Origin of the sequence: Giesbergeria sp., assembly GCF_028686475.1 — a bacterium.
GTDB lineage: Bacteria > Pseudomonadota > Gammaproteobacteria > Burkholderiales > Burkholderiaceae_C > Simplicispira.
Genome location: NZ_JAQUCA010000035.1, coordinates 1 through 18,048 on the forward strand (window position 1 = coordinate 1; position 18,048 = coordinate 18,048).

Consider the following 18,048-nt stretch of genomic DNA (forward strand, 5'->3'; position numbering starts at 1 on the left):
CAAGCGCCCGCTCTACTCGGCAATGAAGCCCGGATTAAGGCATCCGGGGCGCTGGGTCTGGTCAACCCGAACTTGCAAAGCTTTCGCCTTCCAAGCTCCGACCTTCAGGTCGGGGTAGTTGACTACAAGGTTGCGCGTGAAACCTCGGCATTCATGCCAGAACTTTACCCACATCTTTGTAACTATTTGATTTTTTATAGACTTTTTTAGTGGCAAACTAGAATCACAAGTTAATTAAATCAATAGCTTATGTGAGATGTGGGTAAAGACAAGAGTGGTGAGCCAAGCCTTGGGGGAGAACGACCGCAAACTACTCTAGAGCTTGAGTTGGGGCATGCGGCGCAACCCCGAGGACTGGAGTGCCAAGCAATTGGCCAAGACCTTGAACGAACGCTTGGAGGCGGGTGGTGCGCGGGATGCTGGACAAGCGCAGCAACGCCTATGTGGAGGCCATGAATGGCTTGCTCCAGCAGGCCAAGCGCGCAGCCAGAGGGTTCAGGACAGCCAGCAACTTTATCGCTATCGCGTATTTGCGTATGTCCAAGCTCCAGCATTTGCCGCCCAACCCGTTGCAACCGGCCATGCCGCAGTCAGGCCCACTGGTACACCGCTGTCTTTGATGTTGTCAAGTTCCACACAAAACGACGAAGAATCCATGAACACCAAAGTTTTACACGCCATCGCGGTAAATTTTGGCATTGGCCAAGGCTTGGCCTTGGCTGTCCTTGGCCGATAGCAGCGGGGCCATGCCAATATCGGGCCAAGCGATGGCCAGATCGGGGTCATTCCAGGCGATGCAGCACTCGTGCTGGGGGGCGTAGTAATCGGTGGTTTTGTACAGAAACTCTGCGCTATCGCTCAGCACCAAGAAACCGTGGGCAAAACCGGGGGGTACCCACAGTTGGCGGTGGTTGTCGGCACTGAGCTCGGCCCCCACCCATTGGCCAAAGGTGGGCGAGCTTTGGCGGATGTCCACCGCCACATCAAACACCGCCCCCTGCACTACACGCACTAGCTTGCCTTGGGCCTGCTCAATTTGGTAGTGCAGGCCGCGCAACACGCCCTTGGCACTGCGGCTATGGTTGTCTTGCACAAAGGCATGTGCCGTACCGGTGGCCTCGTTGAAGACACTTTGGTTAAAACTTTCGTAAAAAAAGCCGCGTGCATCACCAAACACTTTGGGTTCAATCAGCACAACTTCAGGAATACGCAGACGGGTCGCTTGCATGGCGTGGTACCTCAATAAATTTTTTCTTGCAACAGGCGCAGCAGGTACTGACCGTAGCCGTTCTTACGCAGCGGTTGTGCCAATTGCTCTAACTGGGCCACGTCAATCCAACCATGCCGCCACGCGATTTCTTCCGGGCAAGCGATTTTCAAACCTTGGCGGCGCTCTAAGGTGGCAATGAACTGGCCCGCATCCAACAAACTGTCGTGGGTGCCGGTATCGAGCCAAGCGTAACCCCGGCCCATGATTTCAACGTTGAGCTGGCTTTGCTCTAAATACAGACGGTTAAGGTCGGTGATTTCCAACTCACCGCGTGGCGAGGGTTGCAAGTGCTTGGCCAACTCGACCACTTGGTTGTCGTAAAAATACAGCCCTGTGACGGCATAGTTGGATTTGGGGGCTGTGGGCTTTTCTTCTAACGATAGCACCTTGCCGCTGGTATCAAACGCGGCCACACCGTAGCGCTCGGGGTCGTGTACGTGGTAAGCAAACACGCTCGCGCCTTCGGTGCGCGCATGGGCGCGCGCCAACAGGTGATGGAAGTCGTGGCCGTAAAAAATGTTGTCACCCAGCACCAAGGCGCTGGGGTTGTTGCCGACAAACTCTTCACCAATGATGAAGGCTTGGGCCAGCCCGTCGGGGCTGGGTTGCACGGCGTATTGTAGGTTGACACCCCATTGGCTGCCATCGCCCAGCAGTTGCTCAAAGCGTGGGGTATCTTGTGGCGTACTGATGATGAGGATGTCACGAATGCCCGCCAGCATCAGGGTGCTGAGGGGGTAATAGACCATCGGTTTGTCGTACACCGGCAGCAGTTGCTTGCTAACGGCCAAAGTGGCCGGGTGCAATCGGGTGCCGGAGCCTCCGGCGAGGATGATGCCTTTGCGTGTAGTCATGGTGTAGGGGTAATCAAAGAATTTCAGCCAACATGCGGGCCACGCCTTGTTGCCAATCGGGCAAGCGCAGGCCAAAGGTGTCTTGCAGCTTGCGCGTGCTGAGGCGCGAGTTGTGCGGGCGCTTGGCCGGTGTCGGAAAGGCACTGGTAGGCACGGGTGCGACTTCGGTGGCTTGAATGGGCAAGGCGGGGGCCAGTTGACGCGCCTGCTCAATCACAAATTGGGCGTATTGGTTCCAGTTGGTCTGGCCAGCGGCCACGCAGTGGTACAGGCCCCCATCTTGGGGGTGCTGTTGCAGATGGGCAATGGCGTGGGCCGTGACGTCGGCCAGCAGGTCGGCCCCAGTGGGTGCGCCCCATTGGTCGTCAATCACGGTCAGGCTGGCCCGTTCTTGCGCGAGGCGCAGCATGGTTTTGGCGAAGTTGCCACCCCGAGCCGCATAGACCCAGCTGGTACGCAAAATCAGATGCTGGCAGCCAGATTGCTGAATCAGCTGTTCGCCTTCGAGTTTGGTACGGCCATAGACGCTCAAAGGGCCGGTGGCATCTTGCTCTACCCACGGGCGGCTGCCGCTGCCATCAAACACATAATCGGTACTGTAGTGAATCAGCCATGCGCCCAGTTGTGCGGCCTCTTGGGCCAGTACACCGGGGGTGGTGGCGTTGAGCAAGCGCGCCAGTTCAGGCTCGCTCTCGGCTTTGTCCACTGCGGTGTGGGCCGCTGCATTCACGATAACGTCCGGGCGCAAGGCACGCACGGTGTCAGCGATGCCTGCCGGGTTGCTGAAATTGCCGCAATGCTCGGCGCTGTCGTGGTCTAGGGCCGTGACTTGGCCCAAGATAGACAGACTGCGTTGCAGTTCCCAGCCAACTTGGCCGCCTTTGCCGAAAAGTAGGATATTCATGTGGCCCCCTGCGTAGCATATTGCTTATTCACCCAGTCGCGGTAAGCGCCAGTCTGCACGTTCGCGACCCACTCGGCGTTCTCCAAATACCAGGCCACGGTTTTGCGGATGCCGGTGTCAAAGGTTTCGGCGGGCTTCCAACCCAGTTCACGTTCAATTTTGCGCGCGTCAATGGCATAGCGCCGGTCGTGGCCGGGGCGGTCTTGCACGTAGGTGATTTGGCTGGTGTAGCTTTGGCCATCGGGGCGTGGGCGCAACTCGTCCAGCAAGGCACAGACGGTGTTGACGATGTCGATGTTGGGCTTTTCGTTCCAGCCGCCCACGTTGTAGGTTTCGCCCAGTTGCCCAGCGTCCAGCACGCGGCGGATGGCGCTGCAATGGTCTTTGACATACAGCCAGTCGCGCACCTGCATTCCATCGCCATATACGGGCAGGGGTTTGCCTGCCAGCGCATTCACAATCATCAGCGGAATCAGCTTCTCGGGGAAGTGGTAGGGGCCGTAATTGTTGGAGCAGTTGGTGGTAAGCACCGGTAGGCCGTAGGTGTGGTGCCAAGCACGCACCAAGTGGTCGCTGGCAGCTTTGCTGGCCGAATAGGGGCTGTTAGGCTCGTAGGTATGCTCTTCGGTAAACGGGGGGGCTTCTTTGCTCAGGCTGCCATAGACTTCGTCGGTACTGACGTGCACAAAGCGGAAGGCTGCTTTGTTGTCGGTAGGCAGTGCCTGCCAGTAGTGGCGCACCGCCTCCAGCAGGCGAAAAGTACCCACCATGTTGGTTTGAATAAAGTCTTCGGGGCCGTGGATGGAGCGGTCCACGTGGCTCTCGGCGGCGAAGTTAATCACTGCGCGCGGCTGGTGCTGGGCCAACAGCTGCGCCAACAGTGCGGTATCGCCAATGTCACCCTGCACAAAAATATGGCGTGCATCACCTTGCAAGCTGGCCAAGTTGTTCAGGTTGCCTGCGTAGGTGAGTTTATCGAGGTTGATAACCGGCTCGTTGTTGTTTGCCAGCCAGTCGAGGACGAAGTTGGCGCCGATAAAGCCTGCGCCGCCAGTGACAAGAATCATGGTGTGTGGGTGTGTGAGTGAATATGGGGTAAGTGCCAAGCGGCTAAGGTTTGCATTATCGTATCTTTGGGGGCAACAGAGGATGGCCTTGCCGTACCAAGGGGGTAGCCACGTGTTATTTAAACTGGGTCAGAAAATTTTACTGAACGCAAAGTAGTTTCACACTGATGAAAAAAGAAGAAAAGCAAGGTTTCGGCGACCACACACCCATGATGCAGCAGTACTTTCGCCTCAAGGCCGAGTACCCCGACACCTTGTTGCTGTACCGCATGGGCGATTTTTACGAGTTGTTCTATGCCGATGCCGAAAAAGCAGCACGCTTGTTAGACATCACCCTGACGCAGCGTGGCCAATCGGCCGGTCAGCCCGTCATCATGGCCGGGGTGCCGTTCCATGCGCTAGAAAACTACCTGGCCCGCTTGATTAAATTGGGCGAATCGGTAGCCATTTGCGAGCAGGTGGGCGATGTAGCCAGCGCCAAAGGGCCGGTCGAGCGCAAGGTGGTGCGCGTGGTCACACCGGGCACCCTCACCGATGCCGAATTGTTGTCCGACAAAACCGAAGCCCTGCTGCTGGCACTGCACCAAGGCCCACGCGCGCGCTATGGGCTGGCATGGATGAGCGTCACCCAAGGCGTGGTGCATTTGGCCGAATGCACGCCAGACGAGTTGCCCGCATGGCTGGCGCGCATCACGCCCAGCGAGGTCGTTTACAGCGCTGGCAGCAGCGAGCGTTTTGAGCAGCAATTAACCCAGCTGCGCCAAAGCGGCTGTTTTCAGTGCCCCATCAGCCCACGCCCCGATTGGCAGTTTGACCCCGCCTTGGGCTTGCGCCAACTGTTGGCCCAACTGGGGGCGGCCAGCTTGCACGGTTGGGGCGCGCAAGAGTTGGCCCAAGCCCATGCTGCCGCTGGTGCCTTGTTGCAATACGCCGAACACACCCAAGGCCGGGCCTTGACGCATATTCAGCAACTCCAAGTGCAGCGCTCCGGTGATTTAATAGACCTGCCCGCCAACACCCGGCACAATTTAGAACTGGTCAAAACCCTGCGGGGTGACGATGCGCCCACATTGCTGTCTTTGTTAGACACCTGCATGACCGGCATGGGCAGCCGTCTGCTGAAAAACTGGTTGCTAGAACCCCAGCGCGAGCGCACCCAAGCCCGCGCCCGTTTGGCGGCTATCCGTGTGCTGCAAGGGCCACAAGGCAGCGGCCCGTGGCAAGCGCTGCGCGATGGCCTCAAGGGCATCAGCGATGTAGAACGCATCAGCGCCCGCATTGCCCTGCGCCAAGTGCGCCCGCGTGAGTTGCTGGCGCTGGGTAAAACCTTGCAAAAAACCGAACTGTTGGCCCTGCTGCCCGTAGGATTGGATGCCTATTTAGACCACATCGCCCAAGACTTGCAAGTACCACCGGCCTGCGCCACCCTGTTGCAAGCGGCGATTGCGCCAGAGCCTGCGGCCTTGGTGCGCGATGGCGGTGTGATCGCCGACGGGTTGGATGCTGAACTGGATGAGTTGCGCGCCATCCAAAGCAATTGCGATGCCTTTTTGTTGGACTTGGAAAGCCGCGAGCGCAGTCGCACCGGCATTGCCAACTTGCGCGTGCAGTTCAATAAAGTGCATGGCTTTTACATTGAAGTTACGCAGGGCCAAGCCAGCAAAGTGCCGGATGATTACCGCCGCCGCCAAACGCTCAAAAACGCCGAGCGCTACATTACCCCCGAACTCAAAGCCTTTGAAGACAAAGCCCTGTCGGCACAAGAGCGCGCCTTGGCACGCGAAAAATGGCTGTATGAGCAACTGTTAGAGCAATTGCAAACCTATGTGCCCGCCCTGAGCCGCATGGCGCGAGCGCTGGCGGCATTGGATGTGTTGTGCTGTTTGGCCGAGCGCGCCCTGACCCTGCATTGGTGCGCCCCTGAGTTCAGCCCCGAGCCTTGCATTGAGATTGAGGCTGGGCGGCATCCGGTAGTGGAAGCCCGGCTGGCGCAAACGTCCAGCGGCAGCTTTATGGCCAACCACACCCGCTTGAATCCGAATACGCGCCTGCAAATCATTACTGGCCCCAACATGGGCGGTAAATCGACCTACATGCGCCAAGTGGCTTTGATTGTGCTGCTGGCCAGCATGGGCAGTTATGTACCTGCCAGTGCCTGCCGCATTGGGCCAATCGATGCCATCCATACCCGCATTGGAGCCGCCGATGATTTGGCCAATGCCCAATCCACCTTTATGTTGGAGATGGTCGAAGCCGCGCAAATTTTGCACGCTGCCACGCCGCACAGTCTGGTGTTAATGGACGAAATTGGCCGTGGCACCAGCACTTTTGACGGGCTGGCTCTGGCCAGTGGCATTGCCAGCTACCTGCACGATAAAACCAAAGCCTTCACCCTGTTTGCCACGCACTACTTTGAATTGACCGAGCTGCCCGCACAAGCGCGCCATGCCGTGAATTGGCATCTTAGCGCCGCTGAATCTGGCCACGACATTGTGTTTTTGCACGAGCTGCAAAGTGGCCCGGCCAGCCGCAGTTATGGCATTCAGGTGGCTAAATTGGCGGGTATTCCGGCTGCCGTGCTGCACCATGCGCGCCACACTTTGCAAACCTTGGAGGAGCGCGCCAGCGCCCAGCAAGCCCAAGTGGATTTATTTGCTGCACCGCCAGCGCCAGCACCCAGTAGCCCCAGCCCGCTAGAGGCCGCTCTGGCCCAATTGCAACCCGATGCCCTCAGCCCGCGCGAGGCTTTAGAAGCACTGTACCAACTCAAACGGCTGGCGCAGGGCTTGCCTTGACTTGGTTGCGCCCGGCGGCTTTGGCATGGTAGAGGGCTTGGTCAGCGGCTTGCAGCAGTTGCTCGGTGCTGGTGTGGCCATCGGCCACAGCAATCGCCACGCCAAAGCTGGCCGTGACATACCCGCAATCGTGCAGGGCGTGGTCAATGTGGGCGTTTTCAATCGCTAAGCGTAGTTTTTCGGCCAGTTGTTCTAGGCCGCGTAAATCGGTGGTGGGCGCAATCACGGCAAATTCTTCGCCACCATAACGGGCGGCTAAATCACTTGGGCGCCGCACTTGCTCGGCCAGTATGTGCGCTATTTGGCGCAAGCAATGGTCTCCGGCGACGTGACCATAGTGGTCGTTGTAGCGTTTGAAATAATCAATATCCAGCATGATGAGGCCCAGCGGCTGGCCGGTGCGCCGTGCGCGTGACCACTCCTCGGCCAGCACCTCGTCAAAGCAGCGCCGGTTGGCCAAGCCGGTCAGGCCATCGGTGTGGGATTGGTTGGACAACTCGTGGTTGGCGGCCTCTAGGGCGGCGGTGCGTTCGGCCACTTGGGCTTCTAGGTTTTGCGTGTAGTTACGCATACGCTCGCTCATAATGCCCAAAGCATGGGACAGCGCCCCCACTTCGGCCATCGGGCTGTGCAAGCCCGGTTGCGGGCTGCTCCAGCGGCCTTGGCCTAGTTGCTCGGCCCATTGGCCCAAGGCTTCTAAGGGGGCAGCCATCCATTTACTCAGGCCCCAAGCAGCAACCATGCTCACTATCACCAAGGTGATTAACAAGCCCGCCATGTGGCCAAACAGATGGTCACTGGGGGCAGTAAAACGGCTTTGGGGCAGAGCCACCCCAATGCGGAGCAGCGGGCCATCGGGCAGCTGGTAAGTCCACCAATCGAGCAGATAAGGCTCGCTCTGAATTGCTTGCGTGGCGCGCCCTTTGGCTTGGCTTTGCGCCGCCATGCGCTGGCCTAGCGTGCGAATGACAGGATGTTGGCTTTGGGAGGCCCGAATGCGTACCGCCTTGCCATCTTCTAGGTGGTAAAGTGGGTCCACGGTCGAGGTGGCCAGCAAAGCCCCATCGGCATCGGCCAGCAGCGCTACGCCGCCCAGTTGTTGGGTAGTCTCGGCCAATAAACGGCGCAATTGCACCAAGGCAACATCCGCCGTCAGTACCCCGGCAAATTGGCCTTGGGCGTTGTGCAGCGGGGCGGCCATGCCGATGCCCATCGCCTCGTAAGCGCCTTGGGGGTCTTGGATGGCATAACGGTAGGCTGGGTACCAATGAAAGTCTGCACCGTGGATGGCCGATTGAAACCAAGGCCGGGTGCGCGCGTCAAAATACGGGTTGGCACGCCCTATCAGTGCGCCGCGCTGCTGATGGTCGGTAATGCGGTAAATGGACATGATGCGCCCATCGCTGAGTGGCGCATGGAGCATTCTGAGGCTCTTGTCGGTGCCCAAGGGCGGGCGACTGACGGCAAAATACTCTCCTTGGGCATTGCCCATTGACAAAAAGGTGAGCAGCGGCTGGCTACGCAATTGTTGCAAGAAAACCGGCAACAGGCGCTCTTGGTCTTGGGGCTGCAATAAGCCCGCCTTAAACAGCTGCACATTCAACGACAGCACCTGCTGCGGTACGGAAAAAAATTCTACGACTTTGTCGTAGATGCGGGCACTGACCTCGCGTGCGAGGCGCTCTTGGTATTGCACGGCAGACTGTTGTGCGGTGCGATAAGAAAACCAGCCATGCACCAGCAGCAGCGGCACCAACACCACCAATAGCACGAGCAACAACAAGTGTTGCAAACTCAGGCGGCGTGCTAAATGGAACATGTTGAAAATATAGCGCCGCTACTGCAAGCCTGAACACCTTATTTTGGCTTTATTTGGCCCTTATTGAGGCTTTAGCTGGCGCTGCCCAAACTCAAACCCGCATGTTCGCGCAGGGGATGGAAGTGGATTTTCGGAAAACGCTCTTGCGCCAAGCGCACATCGTAGGGGCTGGTACACAAATAGGCCAGGGTGTCGGCGGCATCGTGGGCCAAGCGCAGCGGGTAGGCATCGGTAAAGGCGCGCAGGTCGGCGGGGCTGTCGGCGGTAATCCAGCGTGCGCCGGTGTATTGGCAACTCTCTAGCCGCACATCGCAGTCGTATTCGGCCTTTAATCGGTGTTGCACCACTTCAAACTGCAATTGGCCAATCGCCCCCAGCAGCATGTTGCCGCCGGTATCGGGCTTGAAGACTTGAATCGCCCCTTCTTCGCCCAACTGGGCCAAACCTTGCTGCAATTGCTTGGTACGCAGCGGGTTTTTGAGCACCACGGTCATAAACATTTCTGGCGCAAAGAAGGGCAGGCCGGTAAATTGCAAACTTGCGCCATCGGTAATGGTGTCGCCCAATTGCACGCCACCGTGGGTGGTAAAACCGATGATGTCACCCGCATAGGCTTCTTCTACCGCTTCGCGGCGCTGGCTCATAAAGGTGACTACGCTGGTCGGGCGCAATTCTTTGCCGCTTCGTTGTACCTTCAGCTTCATGCCGGGCTGATAACGGCCCGAGGCCACGCGCACAAAAGCGATGCGGTCGCGGTGGTTGGCATCCATGTTGGCTTGCACCTTGAATACCACCCCGGCAAAGCCCTCGTCCTCGGGCTGGATGGTTTTGACCACCGGCTGCTTGTTCACCACCAAGGTGCTAACACGTGGGCCGGGGGAAGGGGCCATGTCCACCAGCGCATCCAGCACTTCCATCACGCCAAAGTTATTGACACCGGAGCCAAAAAACACCGGCGTGAGTTTGCCAGCCAAAAAGGCTTCGTGGTCCCAAGTGGGTGATGCACCTACCGCCAGTTCCATGCTCTCCAGCGCCGTATCGAATTCGCTGCCGAAACGGGCGCGCAGCGTGTCCACTTCGGTCAGGGGGATGGCTTCAAAGTCTTGTGGGCGGCGTTCGCTGCCCGCTTCAAACACCGTCATGGTTTGGTTGCGCAAGTTGATGATGCCGCCAAAACGCTTGCCTTGGCCCACTGGCCATGTCATGGGGCAGCAGGGCATGCCCAGTTCGCGTTCGACTTCGTCCATGATGTCCAGCGGGTCGCGCACCTCGCGGTCCATCTTGTTGACGAAGGTGATGATGGGCGTATCGCGCTGGCGGCACACCTCAATCAGGCGACGGGTTTGCGATTCGACACCGTTGGCAGCATCAATCACCATCAAGGCCGAGTCCACGGCGGTCAGCACGCGGTAGGTATCTTCCGAGAAGTCTTTGTGGCCGGGGGTGTCGAGCAGGTTAATCACATGTTCGCGGTACAGCATTTGCATGACCGAAGAGGCCACCGAAATGCCGCGCTGCTTCTCGATTTCCATCCAGTCCGACGTGGCATGGCGGCTGGCCTTGCGCCCTTTCACAGCCCCGGCAATTTGGATCGCGCCCGAAAACAGCAACAGCTTTTCGGTCAGCGTGGTTTTACCCGCATCCGGGTGGGAAATGATGGCAAAGGTACGGCGGCGCCGGGTTTCGGGGGCGTAAGACACAGGGGGTAATTCCAGAGAGGCAGAAGGGGGCTGGTGGCTGCAGCCTAGGCAGTGACCACCAAGGTAAGGCCGGGCAGTGCTGCAGGCCAAATAGATGGCCTCAATTTTACCGACCAGCGGCAATGCGAGAATTGACCCTAGCCAGGCCGTTAGCCGCCTATTACTTCTTGGAGGATTGACAACACCATGAACCAACTCGACGCACTCAAACAGTTCACCACCGTGGTGGCCGATACCGGCGATTTTCACCAGCTGGCGCAATTCAAGCCACAAGATGCCACCACCAATCCATCCTTGATTTTGAAAGCGGTGCAAAAAAGCGAATACGCCCCGCTGCTCCAGCAAACGGTAGAACAATGGCGTGGCCGTGATTTGGGCGAAATCATGGACCGCTTGTTGGTGCGTTTTGGTTGCGAAATTTTGTCGCACATTCCGGGGCGTGTCTCGACCGAGGTGGATGCCCGCCTGAGTTTTGACACCAGTGCCACCATCACCCGCGCCGAGCGCATCATCGAGCTGTACCAAGCCCAAGGCATCCACATTGACCGGGTACTCATCAAAATTGCTGCCACTTGGGAGGGCATTGAAGCCGCACGCCAATTGGAGCAACGTGGCATCCACACCAACTTGACGCTGCTGTTCTCTTTCGCCCAAGCCGTGGCCTGTGGTCAAGCCAAAGTGCAATTGATTTCGCCGTTTGTGGGGCGGATTTACGATTGGTACAAAAAGCAAGCCGGCAGCAGCTGGGACGAGGCCGCGATGGCGGGCGTAAATGACCCCGGCGTGCAGTCGGTGCGTGCTATTTATAACCATTACAAGCACTTTGGTATTGCCACCGAAGTCATGGGGGCCAGTTTCCGCAACGTCGGGCAGATTACTGCCTTGGCCGGTTGCGATTTGCTCACCATCGCCCCCGATTTGTTGGCCCAATTAGCGGCTACCGAGGCACCGCTACCACGCCAGCTAGACCCTGATGCAGCGCGCGCCTTGGATTTGCCCGCCGTGAACTACGACGAGGCAGGCTTCCGCTACGCCCTGAATGCCGATGCGATGGCGACTGAAAAACTGGCCGAAGGCATTCGCGCTTTTGCTGCCGATGCCATCAAGCTGGAACAACTGATGCTGGCGGCCTGAATGCCAGTGCAGCAGCAAGATATTAGGCTGGGACAACGCACCCGCTGCGACCAAACCCCCGCTTGGGCCGCTTTACAGGCCCATTTTGCCGATGCAGGGCAGCATTTGGATGTACGCCAAGCCTTTGCCACCGACCCCGAGCGTTACCGCCGCTTCAGCCAAGAAGCGCCGCATGTGTTTGCCGATTTATCGCGCAACCGCATCGATGCCCATACCGAGGCTTTGTTGTTCCAATTGGCGCGCCAATGCGGGCTGGAGCAGCAACGCCAAGCGATGTGGCAGGGCGAGCGTATCAACCACACCGAGCAGCGCGCGGTGCTGCACCACCTGCTACGCCAACCGGCAGGAGTGGCGGTAGACCCTAGCCCGTCCATCGCCCAAGCGCAGCAAGAGGTGCAAACCACGCTCCAAGCCATGCTGGCCTACGCCGACAGCGTGCGCCAAGATGCCCAGATTACCGACATTGTGAGTATCGGCATTGGCGGCTCGGGCTTGGGACCGTCGATGGCCGTCACCGCCTTGGAGGAGCATTGGCAAACCGGCCAGCGCGTGCATTTTGTCTCTAACGTCGATGGCATGGAGCTGGGCAGTTTGTTGCGCCGCTTGCGCCCTGAGAGTACGCTGTTTTTGATTGCCTCCAAAACCTTCACCACCGCCGAAACGATGGTGAATGCCCACGCGGCACGCGATTGGTTTGTGGCCCACGGTGGCAGCACTGATAGCCATGCGGCTTTGCCCTTGGCACGCCATTTTGCCGCCCTGACCACCAACATCGATGCGGCGCGTGGCTTTGGTATTACCACCACCTTTGGGTTTTGGGATTGGGTGGGTGGGCGCTTTTCGCTCTGGTCAGCCATTGGCCTACCGATTGCCATTGCCGTCGGTAGCACGGTGTTTCGGCAATTGTTGGCGGGTGCCCATGCCATGGACGAGCATTTTTACCATGCACCGCTAGAACAAAATTTGCCGGTGCGTTTGGGCCTGTTGGATATTTGGTACCGCAATTTTCACGGCTTTGGCAGCCGCTGCATTGCACCGTACAGCCACGGCTTGCGCCGCCTCTCGGCCTATTTGCAACAGCTAGAAATGGAAAGCAACGGCAAAGGTGCCGACTGGCGCGGCCAGCCCTTGCCTTATGCGACCTCGCCCGTGGTGTGGGGCGAGCCTGGCACCAACGGCCAGCACGCTTTTTTCCAGATGATTCACCAAGGGCAGGACATCATCCCGGTAGAGTTTATTGTGCTGCGCCAAGCCGGGCGCGATTTACCTGAGCAACATCCGCGCTTGGTAGCCAACGCCTTGGCCCAAGCCCAAGCCTTGCTGTTAGGGCGCGACAGCCCCTGCGGGCATCGCCACTTTGGTGGTAACCGGCCCAGCACGGTGCTGTTGCTGGAGCGCTTGGATGCGACCTCCTTAGGCGCTTTGCTGGCGTTGTACGAACACCGGGTGTTTGTCAGTGGCGCACTCTGGGGGATTAACAGCTTTGACCAGTGGGGGGTAGAGTTGGGCAAACAATTGGCCTCTCACATCGAGCCACGCTTGGCCAGTGGGGAGGTGCAGGGCCTCGACCCGGCCACCGCAGGCTTGGTGCAGCGTTTGCGCGCCCCTGTTGGCACTACAGTTGCACAGAAAGGGCCACACTGAGCTTAATCCGCTGGCCCTGTATTCGGATTCGTGGCCGCGCGGATGGCTGTTACCTTATACGCGCCATGAGGTCGCTCCACGGTAAATTCCACTTTATCACCCACTTTCAGCCCGTCTAGCCATTGTGGTTCTGCCACTGGAAACACCATTGTCATGGCGGGCATGTTCAAGTGCGGGATTGGCCCGTGGCGCAGCGTGATTTTTCCCTGCGCTGGGTCTAGTTTGCGAACTTCGCCCAAGGTCATGGCAGCGGGTGCTTGGCTGGCACTGCTGTCATAGCAGTAGTCGTGGTCGTGGTCAGTGTGGGAGGGGGTGTTGGTTTGTGCGGCTAATGGCAAGGCCATAGCCAGCACGCCAGCGGTCAGGAAGTAACGAATTTGCATGTACATGGTGTTTTACCTTTTCAGTGGGATGGATGTTGGTGTTGCGGGCCGGGTTTACGTACTTGTACGCTTGGGCCGTTGTGGGGCGTAGTGGTGCGGGCGCGGGGTGCTTCGGTCAGTGGGCCAGTGTATTCGTGCGCCAAAGTGCCAGGTGGGTGGGCATAGGGGCCGGGGTCGCGGTAGTCACCGGGGGCTTGTTGGTCACGCACTTTCACCACGCTGAACATGCCGCCCATACCAATCGGGCCAAACGGGCCTTGGCCGGTCATCATCGGCAGGGTGTTATCAGGCAGCGGCATTTCCATCTCGGCCATTTCGTGCATCCCTTTTTCTCCCATCGGCATATAGTCCGGAATCAAGCGGGCAATGCGTTCGGCCAAGTCCTGTTGCTTGACCCCTATCATGTTGGGCACACCGTGGCCCATCGCGTTCATGGTGTGGTGTGATTTGTGACAGTGGATAGCCCAATCTCCGGCCAGTGCATCAAACTCGATACAGCGCATTTGGCCCACGCCAATATCGGTGGTGACTTCAGGCCAGCGGGCGCTGGGGCGTACCCAGCCGCCATCCGTGCCCGTCACTTCAAAATGCGGCCCGTGCATGTGAATCGGGTGGTTGGTCATGGTCAGGTTGCCAACGCGAATACGCACCCGGTCGCCCGTTCGGGCTACTAGTGGGTCAGTGCCCGGAAAGGCCCGGCTGTTCCATGTCCAGAGGTTGAAGTCCAACATGGTATTGACCCGTGGTGTGGTGCTGCCGGGTTGGATGTCATAGGCATTGAGCAGAAAGCCAAAGTCACGGTCTACCCGCAGTGCGCGTGGGTCTTTGGGATGCACGATAAACATGCCCATCATGCCCATTGCCATTTGCACCATTTCATCGGCGTGTGGGTGGTACATGAAAGTGCCCGAGCGTTGCAGCACAAACTCATAAACAAAGGTTTTGCCCACGCCAATTGGGGGCTGCGTCAGGCCCGCTACGCCGTCCATGCCCGAAGGCAGCAGCAAGCCATGCCAATGCACGGTCGTGACTTCGGGCAGTTTGTTGGTGACGAAGATGCGTACCCGGTCGCCTTCTACCGCTTCGATGGTCGGGCCGGGGCTTTGACCGTTATAGCCCCACAGGCGGGCGTTCATGCCGGGGGCGATTTCGCGCAACACCGGCTCGGCCACCAAGTGGAATTCTTTCACCCCATCCTTCATGCGCCACGGCAGTGACCAGCCATTGAGGGTAACCATCGGTTGAAACGGGCGGCCATTGGGGGGTGTGGGCGGTATCTGCATACTGGCCGAGGTTTGCACAGCCGCCTCGGGCAGCGAGGCCGCGCCAACACGGCTGACAACGGCTGCGCCCAACACGGACGCACCAGCGGTTTTGAAAAAGTGACGGCGGTTGTTCATGGTGGGCCTTTCAGTGGGCGGCGGGACGGTTGTTGTTGCTGCTAACACCAGAGACCGGCAGGGCGATAGCGCCGGGCGAGCGGCCACTCAGGCTGGCTTGCAATTGGGTTTCGGCCACCCAGTAATCGCGCTGGGCTTCAATGGCAGCATTGGCGGTTTGGATTTGGCTGCGTGCATCGGCCAACAGCTCAAAGACGCTGGCCAACATGCCGTTGTAGCGCAGTAGGGCCTGCTCGGCCATGCGCTGGCGCAGTGGCAGCGCGTGGTCACGGTAGTGTTGGGCCAAGCGGTAGGCGGTGTGGTAGCCTGAATAGGCTTCGCGCACTTCGGATTGCGCTTGGATGGCTACCTGCGCCGCTTGGTGGAGCGCCTGCATATAAACCGCTTCGGCCCGCGCCAGTCGGGCTTGGCCAAAATCAAACAAGGGCAGCTCTAACTCGACTTCGTAGCCGTTATGGCGGGGTTCGCCGCTGGCACTCTGGTTTTTGTGGCCCAAATGCAGCACGTTGATAAAGCGTGTGGCTTGGCTCAGGCCCAAACTGCGTGCTGTGGCACTGGCGTTTTGTTGTGCTATTTGCACATCTAGGCGCTGACGCAGTGCGGTTTGTTCTAGGGCTTGGGCTGCCATCGGTTCAGCTGGTAGCGCTGGCAGTTGCTCGGGCAGACGAAAATCGCGCTGGGCCGCACTCAAGCCCAATAATCGGCTGAGTTTTTCTCGGCTGGCCAGCGCTTGGTGTTGGGCGCGTTGCCATTGGGCCTTGGCCTCGGCTTGTTCGGCTTGCACGCGCATCTGTTCCAGTGGGCTGAAGTGCCCAGCGGCTACCATGCGCTGGGCCAATTCACCGGCAATGTCGGCCGCTTCTTGCAGCTGTGCTTGTCCGCGTAGCAATTGCTCGGCGGCTACGGCCTCAAAATAACTGCGTCGCACTTCGGCGGCCAAAGCCACAGCCTCGGCGGCGGCGTGCAACTGGGTTTGCGCCAAACGTTCGGACTCCAAGCGCTGCTGCAATGGCCATGTGAGGAGTCCCAATAGGTTAAAACTGACACCACGTTCGATTTCTACACCGTCTGGGCCAGACATGCGCGCAAAGCTGAAAGATGGATTGGGTAAACGTGCAGCACGCACCCAGTCGGCCTCGGCAATGCCTAACTGGGCCAGTTGCGCTTGCAGGCCCCGGTTTTGCAGCAGTGCCAGTTGCACTGCACTATCGGCACTGAGCGCTTGGGCCAGCAGTTGGGCTACTTGTGTGGTTCTGGCCTCGCTTTGTTGGGCCGAAGTGCGCCAAGAAGCCACTGTATAGCCCGTGCGCTGCTGTGTCATGTCTGCTACGGCAGCCAAGCCTCCATCGTCTGACAGACTGGCGCAGCCACTCAAGGCCAGCAAGGCCAGCAAGGCCAACGTGGACACCACACCACCATGCCGCACCGAGAGGCGCGGGGGCGAAGAAAAATAGTTCATTTTGAAAAATACCGCTGAAAGTCTTGCGCGCTTATGAGGCCCGCAGAAACAAAACCATGCCCGGATGCACAGGGCAAACCTTGGCTCCCGTGCTGGGAGCCACCCTAGGCTTCAGAGGTATCTGGGTGGGCGCTCTTGAGCCGGCCACTCAAACGTCAAGGCTGGCAGTAACAGCGGAGGAAAATGCGCTAACCCCAAGGCCCACGGGGCCAAGGTAGGCGCTGAACCCACCACCCCCACCGAGACACAGCAGCCGTGCGTTTGGGCATCGCAAGCCGGGGAATGGGGTACCGCCTTATCGGCGCTTGCATGTTCGGACATAGACAACACAGGTGCATCAGCAGGTGCAGCACTATGCTGGCGGTGGGTTTCATGGCCCGAGCCGTGTTGGCTGCTGCTGGTAGCAGTGGGTGGGTGTTCTAGGCAATGCAGCAGCGCAGCAGTGCCACCGCGCCAAGGCAGCAGCAAAGCCAATAACAACACAAGCACAACCCGCCAGCAGTTCATAGTTTTATATCATAGCGCTGCATTGGGATTGCCGTCGGGGCTACTGGGACTGGCTGGGGCTGGCAGGCGCCGCTACCTTGCCCGGATAACTGCCTTGCTGGTACACCTCATCAATCAAAGAGCGCAACAACAGCAAATCGGGCGAACGGTCGTGTAGCCGCGTACTCATGATGATGGGCGAGACGGCGTTGGCTTCGGTTAAAGGCCGATAGACCACATCTTCGCGCCGCAGTTTTTGCACCCCAGCAGGCACGATGCACAGCCCCATGCCCGCCGCCACCAATCCCAAGGCGGTTTGCATCTCGTTCACCTCGTGTACCGTGCCCAATTCAATGCCCAAATCGTGGCAAATGGACAACACTTGGTCGGCATAACTGGGCCGGGGTTGGCACGGATAAATCAGCAGCGGGTAGGGTTTGATAGCCGTCAAGCTGATGGGGCTGCTGTCTGCCGCCAAGGGATGCTCACAGGGCATAGCCAACACCAAGGGTTCTTGGCGCAGCACCTCGCGTTTCACGTTCGGCCCTTCTAGGCGCACGCGGCCAAAACCGACATCAATGCACCCGGCATTCAAATCCTAAATTTGCTGCACCGAAGTGCGCTCTAACAACACCAACTCGGTGTGTGGTTGCGTGGCGCGGAACATCCGCACGATGTGCGGCAACGCCCCGTACATGGTAGAGGCGGCAAAGCCCAGCACCAAACGCTTATCGGTTTGGGCAATGCGCCACGTCATGGCGATGGTTTCGTGGAACTGCTCTAGCAAGCGCACGGCGCGGGCATAAAAAAAGCGCCCGGCCTCGGTCAGGTGCAGCGGGCGCGCCTCGCGGTCAATCAGTGCTTGGCCTATCTCCTCTTCCAGCTGCTGAATTTGGCGGATCAACGGTGGTTGCGAGATATGCAGCCGCTCGGCCGCACGGGTGAAGCTGCGCTCTTCAGCCACTGCCACGAAGTATTTGAGGTGTCGTAAGTCCATGCTATACCTTTGGTAGTGGTAAAATTACCAATGATTAATTATTTTAAGAAATTTAATGATTGAAGAAAAAATTGTTTATCTCTGTCGTTCATGCAAAAGTGACAATCTTGTAAAAAATGGTCACTCCATGAGTGGA

The 18,048-nt window shown here is 58.6% G+C and carries 14 protein-coding genes and 2 pseudogenes; 5 read left to right on the forward strand and 11 right to left on the reverse strand.

From position 1 onward, the window contains the following. On the forward strand, positions 1-210 hold a 210-nt coding region (locus tag PHX60_RS15015; protein WP_300079386.1), incomplete at its 5' end, for a hypothetical protein. 154 nt (positions 211-364) lie between these two features. Continuing rightward, positions 365-620, forward strand: a pseudogene (locus PHX60_RS15020) (transposase); the annotation flags it as partial. A gap of 50 nt (positions 621-670) precedes the next feature. On the opposite strand, the gene rfbC reads toward PHX60_RS15020, so the two are convergent. From rfbC to rfbB, 4 genes are read right to left on the reverse strand one after another with little or no spacing between them, the layout of a single operon-like run. Continuing rightward, on the reverse strand, positions 671-1,228 hold the full coding sequence (gene rfbC, locus PHX60_RS15025) for a dTDP-4-dehydrorhamnose 3,5-epimerase (protein WP_300079388.1): 558 nt from the start codon (positions 1,226-1,228) through the stop codon (positions 671-673). A gap of 11 nt (positions 1,229-1,239) precedes the next feature. Continuing rightward, entirely contained in the window at positions 1,240-2,124 is an 885-nt protein-coding gene (gene rfbA / locus PHX60_RS15030) for a glucose-1-phosphate thymidylyltransferase RfbA (protein ID WP_300079390.1), read from the reverse strand. Between the two features lie 13 nt (positions 2,125-2,137). Continuing rightward, the gene (gene rfbD, locus PHX60_RS15035) at positions 2,138-3,028 is read right to left on the reverse strand and encodes a dTDP-4-dehydrorhamnose reductase (RefSeq protein WP_300079393.1); all 891 of its coding nucleotides are present in this window, start codon (positions 3,026-3,028) and stop codon (positions 2,138-2,140) included. Then, on the reverse strand, positions 3,025-4,095 hold the full coding sequence (gene rfbB, locus PHX60_RS15040; protein WP_300079397.1) for a dTDP-glucose 4,6-dehydratase: 1,071 nt from the start codon (positions 4,093-4,095) through the stop codon (positions 3,025-3,027). The genes rfbD and rfbB overlap by 4 nt, the downstream gene beginning before the upstream one ends. Positions 4,096-4,262: 167 nt before the next feature. Here rfbB and mutS point away from each other — a divergent pair, with 167 nt between their 5' ends. After that, positions 4,263-6,890, forward strand: a complete 2,628-nt coding sequence (gene mutS / locus PHX60_RS15045; protein WP_300079398.1) for a DNA mismatch repair protein MutS — start codon at positions 4,263-4,265, stop codon at positions 6,888-6,890. Here the strand turns inward: mutS and PHX60_RS15050 are convergent. Next, a complete protein-coding gene (locus PHX60_RS15050) occupies positions 6,862-8,709 on the reverse strand; it encodes a diguanylate cyclase (RefSeq protein ID WP_300079400.1) in 1,848 nt (615 codons plus the stop codon). The genes mutS and PHX60_RS15050 overlap by 29 nt on opposite strands. A gap of 71 nt (positions 8,710-8,780) precedes the next feature. Next, positions 8,781-10,409 carry a peptide chain release factor 3 gene (locus tag PHX60_RS15055; RefSeq protein ID WP_300079402.1) on the reverse strand — a complete coding sequence of 543 codons (1,629 nt, stop codon included), beginning with the start codon at positions 10,407-10,409 and terminating at the stop codon, positions 8,781-8,783. Positions 10,410-10,595: 186 nt separating this feature from the next. On the opposite strand from PHX60_RS15055, the gene tal reads away from it, so the two are divergent. Both tal and pgi read left to right on the forward strand, forming a co-directional pair. Next, positions 10,596-11,543 carry a transaldolase gene (tal, locus tag PHX60_RS15060; RefSeq protein ID WP_300079404.1) on the forward strand — a complete coding sequence of 316 codons (948 nt, stop codon included), beginning with the start codon at positions 10,596-10,598 and terminating at the stop codon, positions 11,541-11,543. Then, the gene (gene pgi, locus PHX60_RS15065; protein ID WP_300079406.1) at positions 11,544-13,187 is read left to right on the forward strand and encodes a glucose-6-phosphate isomerase; all 1,644 of its coding nucleotides are present in this window, start codon (positions 11,544-11,546) and stop codon (positions 13,185-13,187) included. 2 nt (positions 13,188-13,189) lie between these two features. On the opposite strand, the gene PHX60_RS15070 is transcribed toward pgi, so the two are convergent. The 5 genes and pseudogenes from PHX60_RS15070 to PHX60_RS15090 all read right to left on the reverse strand — a co-directional run bounded on the left by PHX60_RS15070 (position 13,190) and on the right by PHX60_RS15090 (position 17,912). Next, the gene (locus PHX60_RS15070) at positions 13,190-13,576 is read right to left on the reverse strand and encodes a copper-binding protein (RefSeq protein WP_300079409.1); all 387 of its coding nucleotides are present in this window, start codon (positions 13,574-13,576) and stop codon (positions 13,190-13,192) included. Positions 13,577-13,590: 14 nt separating this feature from the next. Further along, entirely contained in the window at positions 13,591-14,970 is a 1,380-nt protein-coding gene (locus PHX60_RS15075) for a copper oxidase (protein WP_300079411.1), read from the reverse strand. 10 nt (positions 14,971-14,980) lie between these two features. After that, positions 14,981-16,429, reverse strand: a complete 1,449-nt coding sequence (locus tag PHX60_RS15080) for a TolC family protein (RefSeq protein WP_300079413.1) — start codon at positions 16,427-16,429, stop codon at positions 14,981-14,983. Between the two features lie 111 nt (positions 16,430-16,540). Then, positions 16,541-16,918 carry a hypothetical protein gene (locus PHX60_RS15085; protein WP_300079415.1) on the reverse strand — a complete coding sequence of 126 codons (378 nt, stop codon included), beginning with the start codon at positions 16,916-16,918 and terminating at the stop codon, positions 16,541-16,543. Between the two features lie 58 nt (positions 16,919-16,976). Further along, a pseudogene (locus tag PHX60_RS15090) lies at positions 16,977-17,912 on the reverse strand (LysR family transcriptional regulator). Positions 17,913-18,048: the final 136 nt, after the last annotated feature.

Coding starts and splice junctions, on each gene's coding strand:
- rfbC (WP_300079388.1), bottom strand. CDS start 1,228: ATGCAAGCGACCCGTCTGCGTATTCCTGAAGTTGTGCTGATTGAACCC.
- rfbA (WP_300079390.1), bottom strand. CDS start 2,124: ATGACTACACGCAAAGGCATCATCCTCGCCGGAGGCTCCGGCACCCGA.
- rfbD (WP_300079393.1), bottom strand. CDS start 3,028: ATGAATATCCTACTTTTCGGCAAAGGCGGCCAAGTTGGCTGGGAACTG.
- rfbB (WP_300079397.1), bottom strand. CDS start 4,095: ATGATTCTTGTCACTGGCGGCGCAGGCTTTATCGGCGCCAACTTCGTC.
- mutS (WP_300079398.1), top strand. CDS start 4,263: ATGAAAAAAGAAGAAAAGCAAGGTTTCGGCGACCACACACCCATGATG.
- PHX60_RS15050 (WP_300079400.1), bottom strand. CDS start 8,709: ATGTTCCATTTAGCACGCCGCCTGAGTTTGCAACACTTGTTGTTGCTC.
- tal (WP_300079404.1), top strand. CDS start 10,596: ATGAACCAACTCGACGCACTCAAACAGTTCACCACCGTGGTGGCCGAT.
- pgi (WP_300079406.1), top strand. CDS start 11,544: ATGCCAGTGCAGCAGCAAGATATTAGGCTGGGACAACGCACCCGCTGC.
- PHX60_RS15070 (WP_300079409.1), bottom strand. CDS start 13,576: ATGTACATGCAAATTCGTTACTTCCTGACCGCTGGCGTGCTGGCTATG.
- PHX60_RS15075 (WP_300079411.1), bottom strand. CDS start 14,970: ATGAACAACCGCCGTCACTTTTTCAAAACCGCTGGTGCGTCCGTGTTG.
- PHX60_RS15080 (WP_300079413.1), bottom strand. CDS start 16,429: ATGAACTATTTTTCTTCGCCCCCGCGCCTCTCGGTGCGGCATGGTGGT.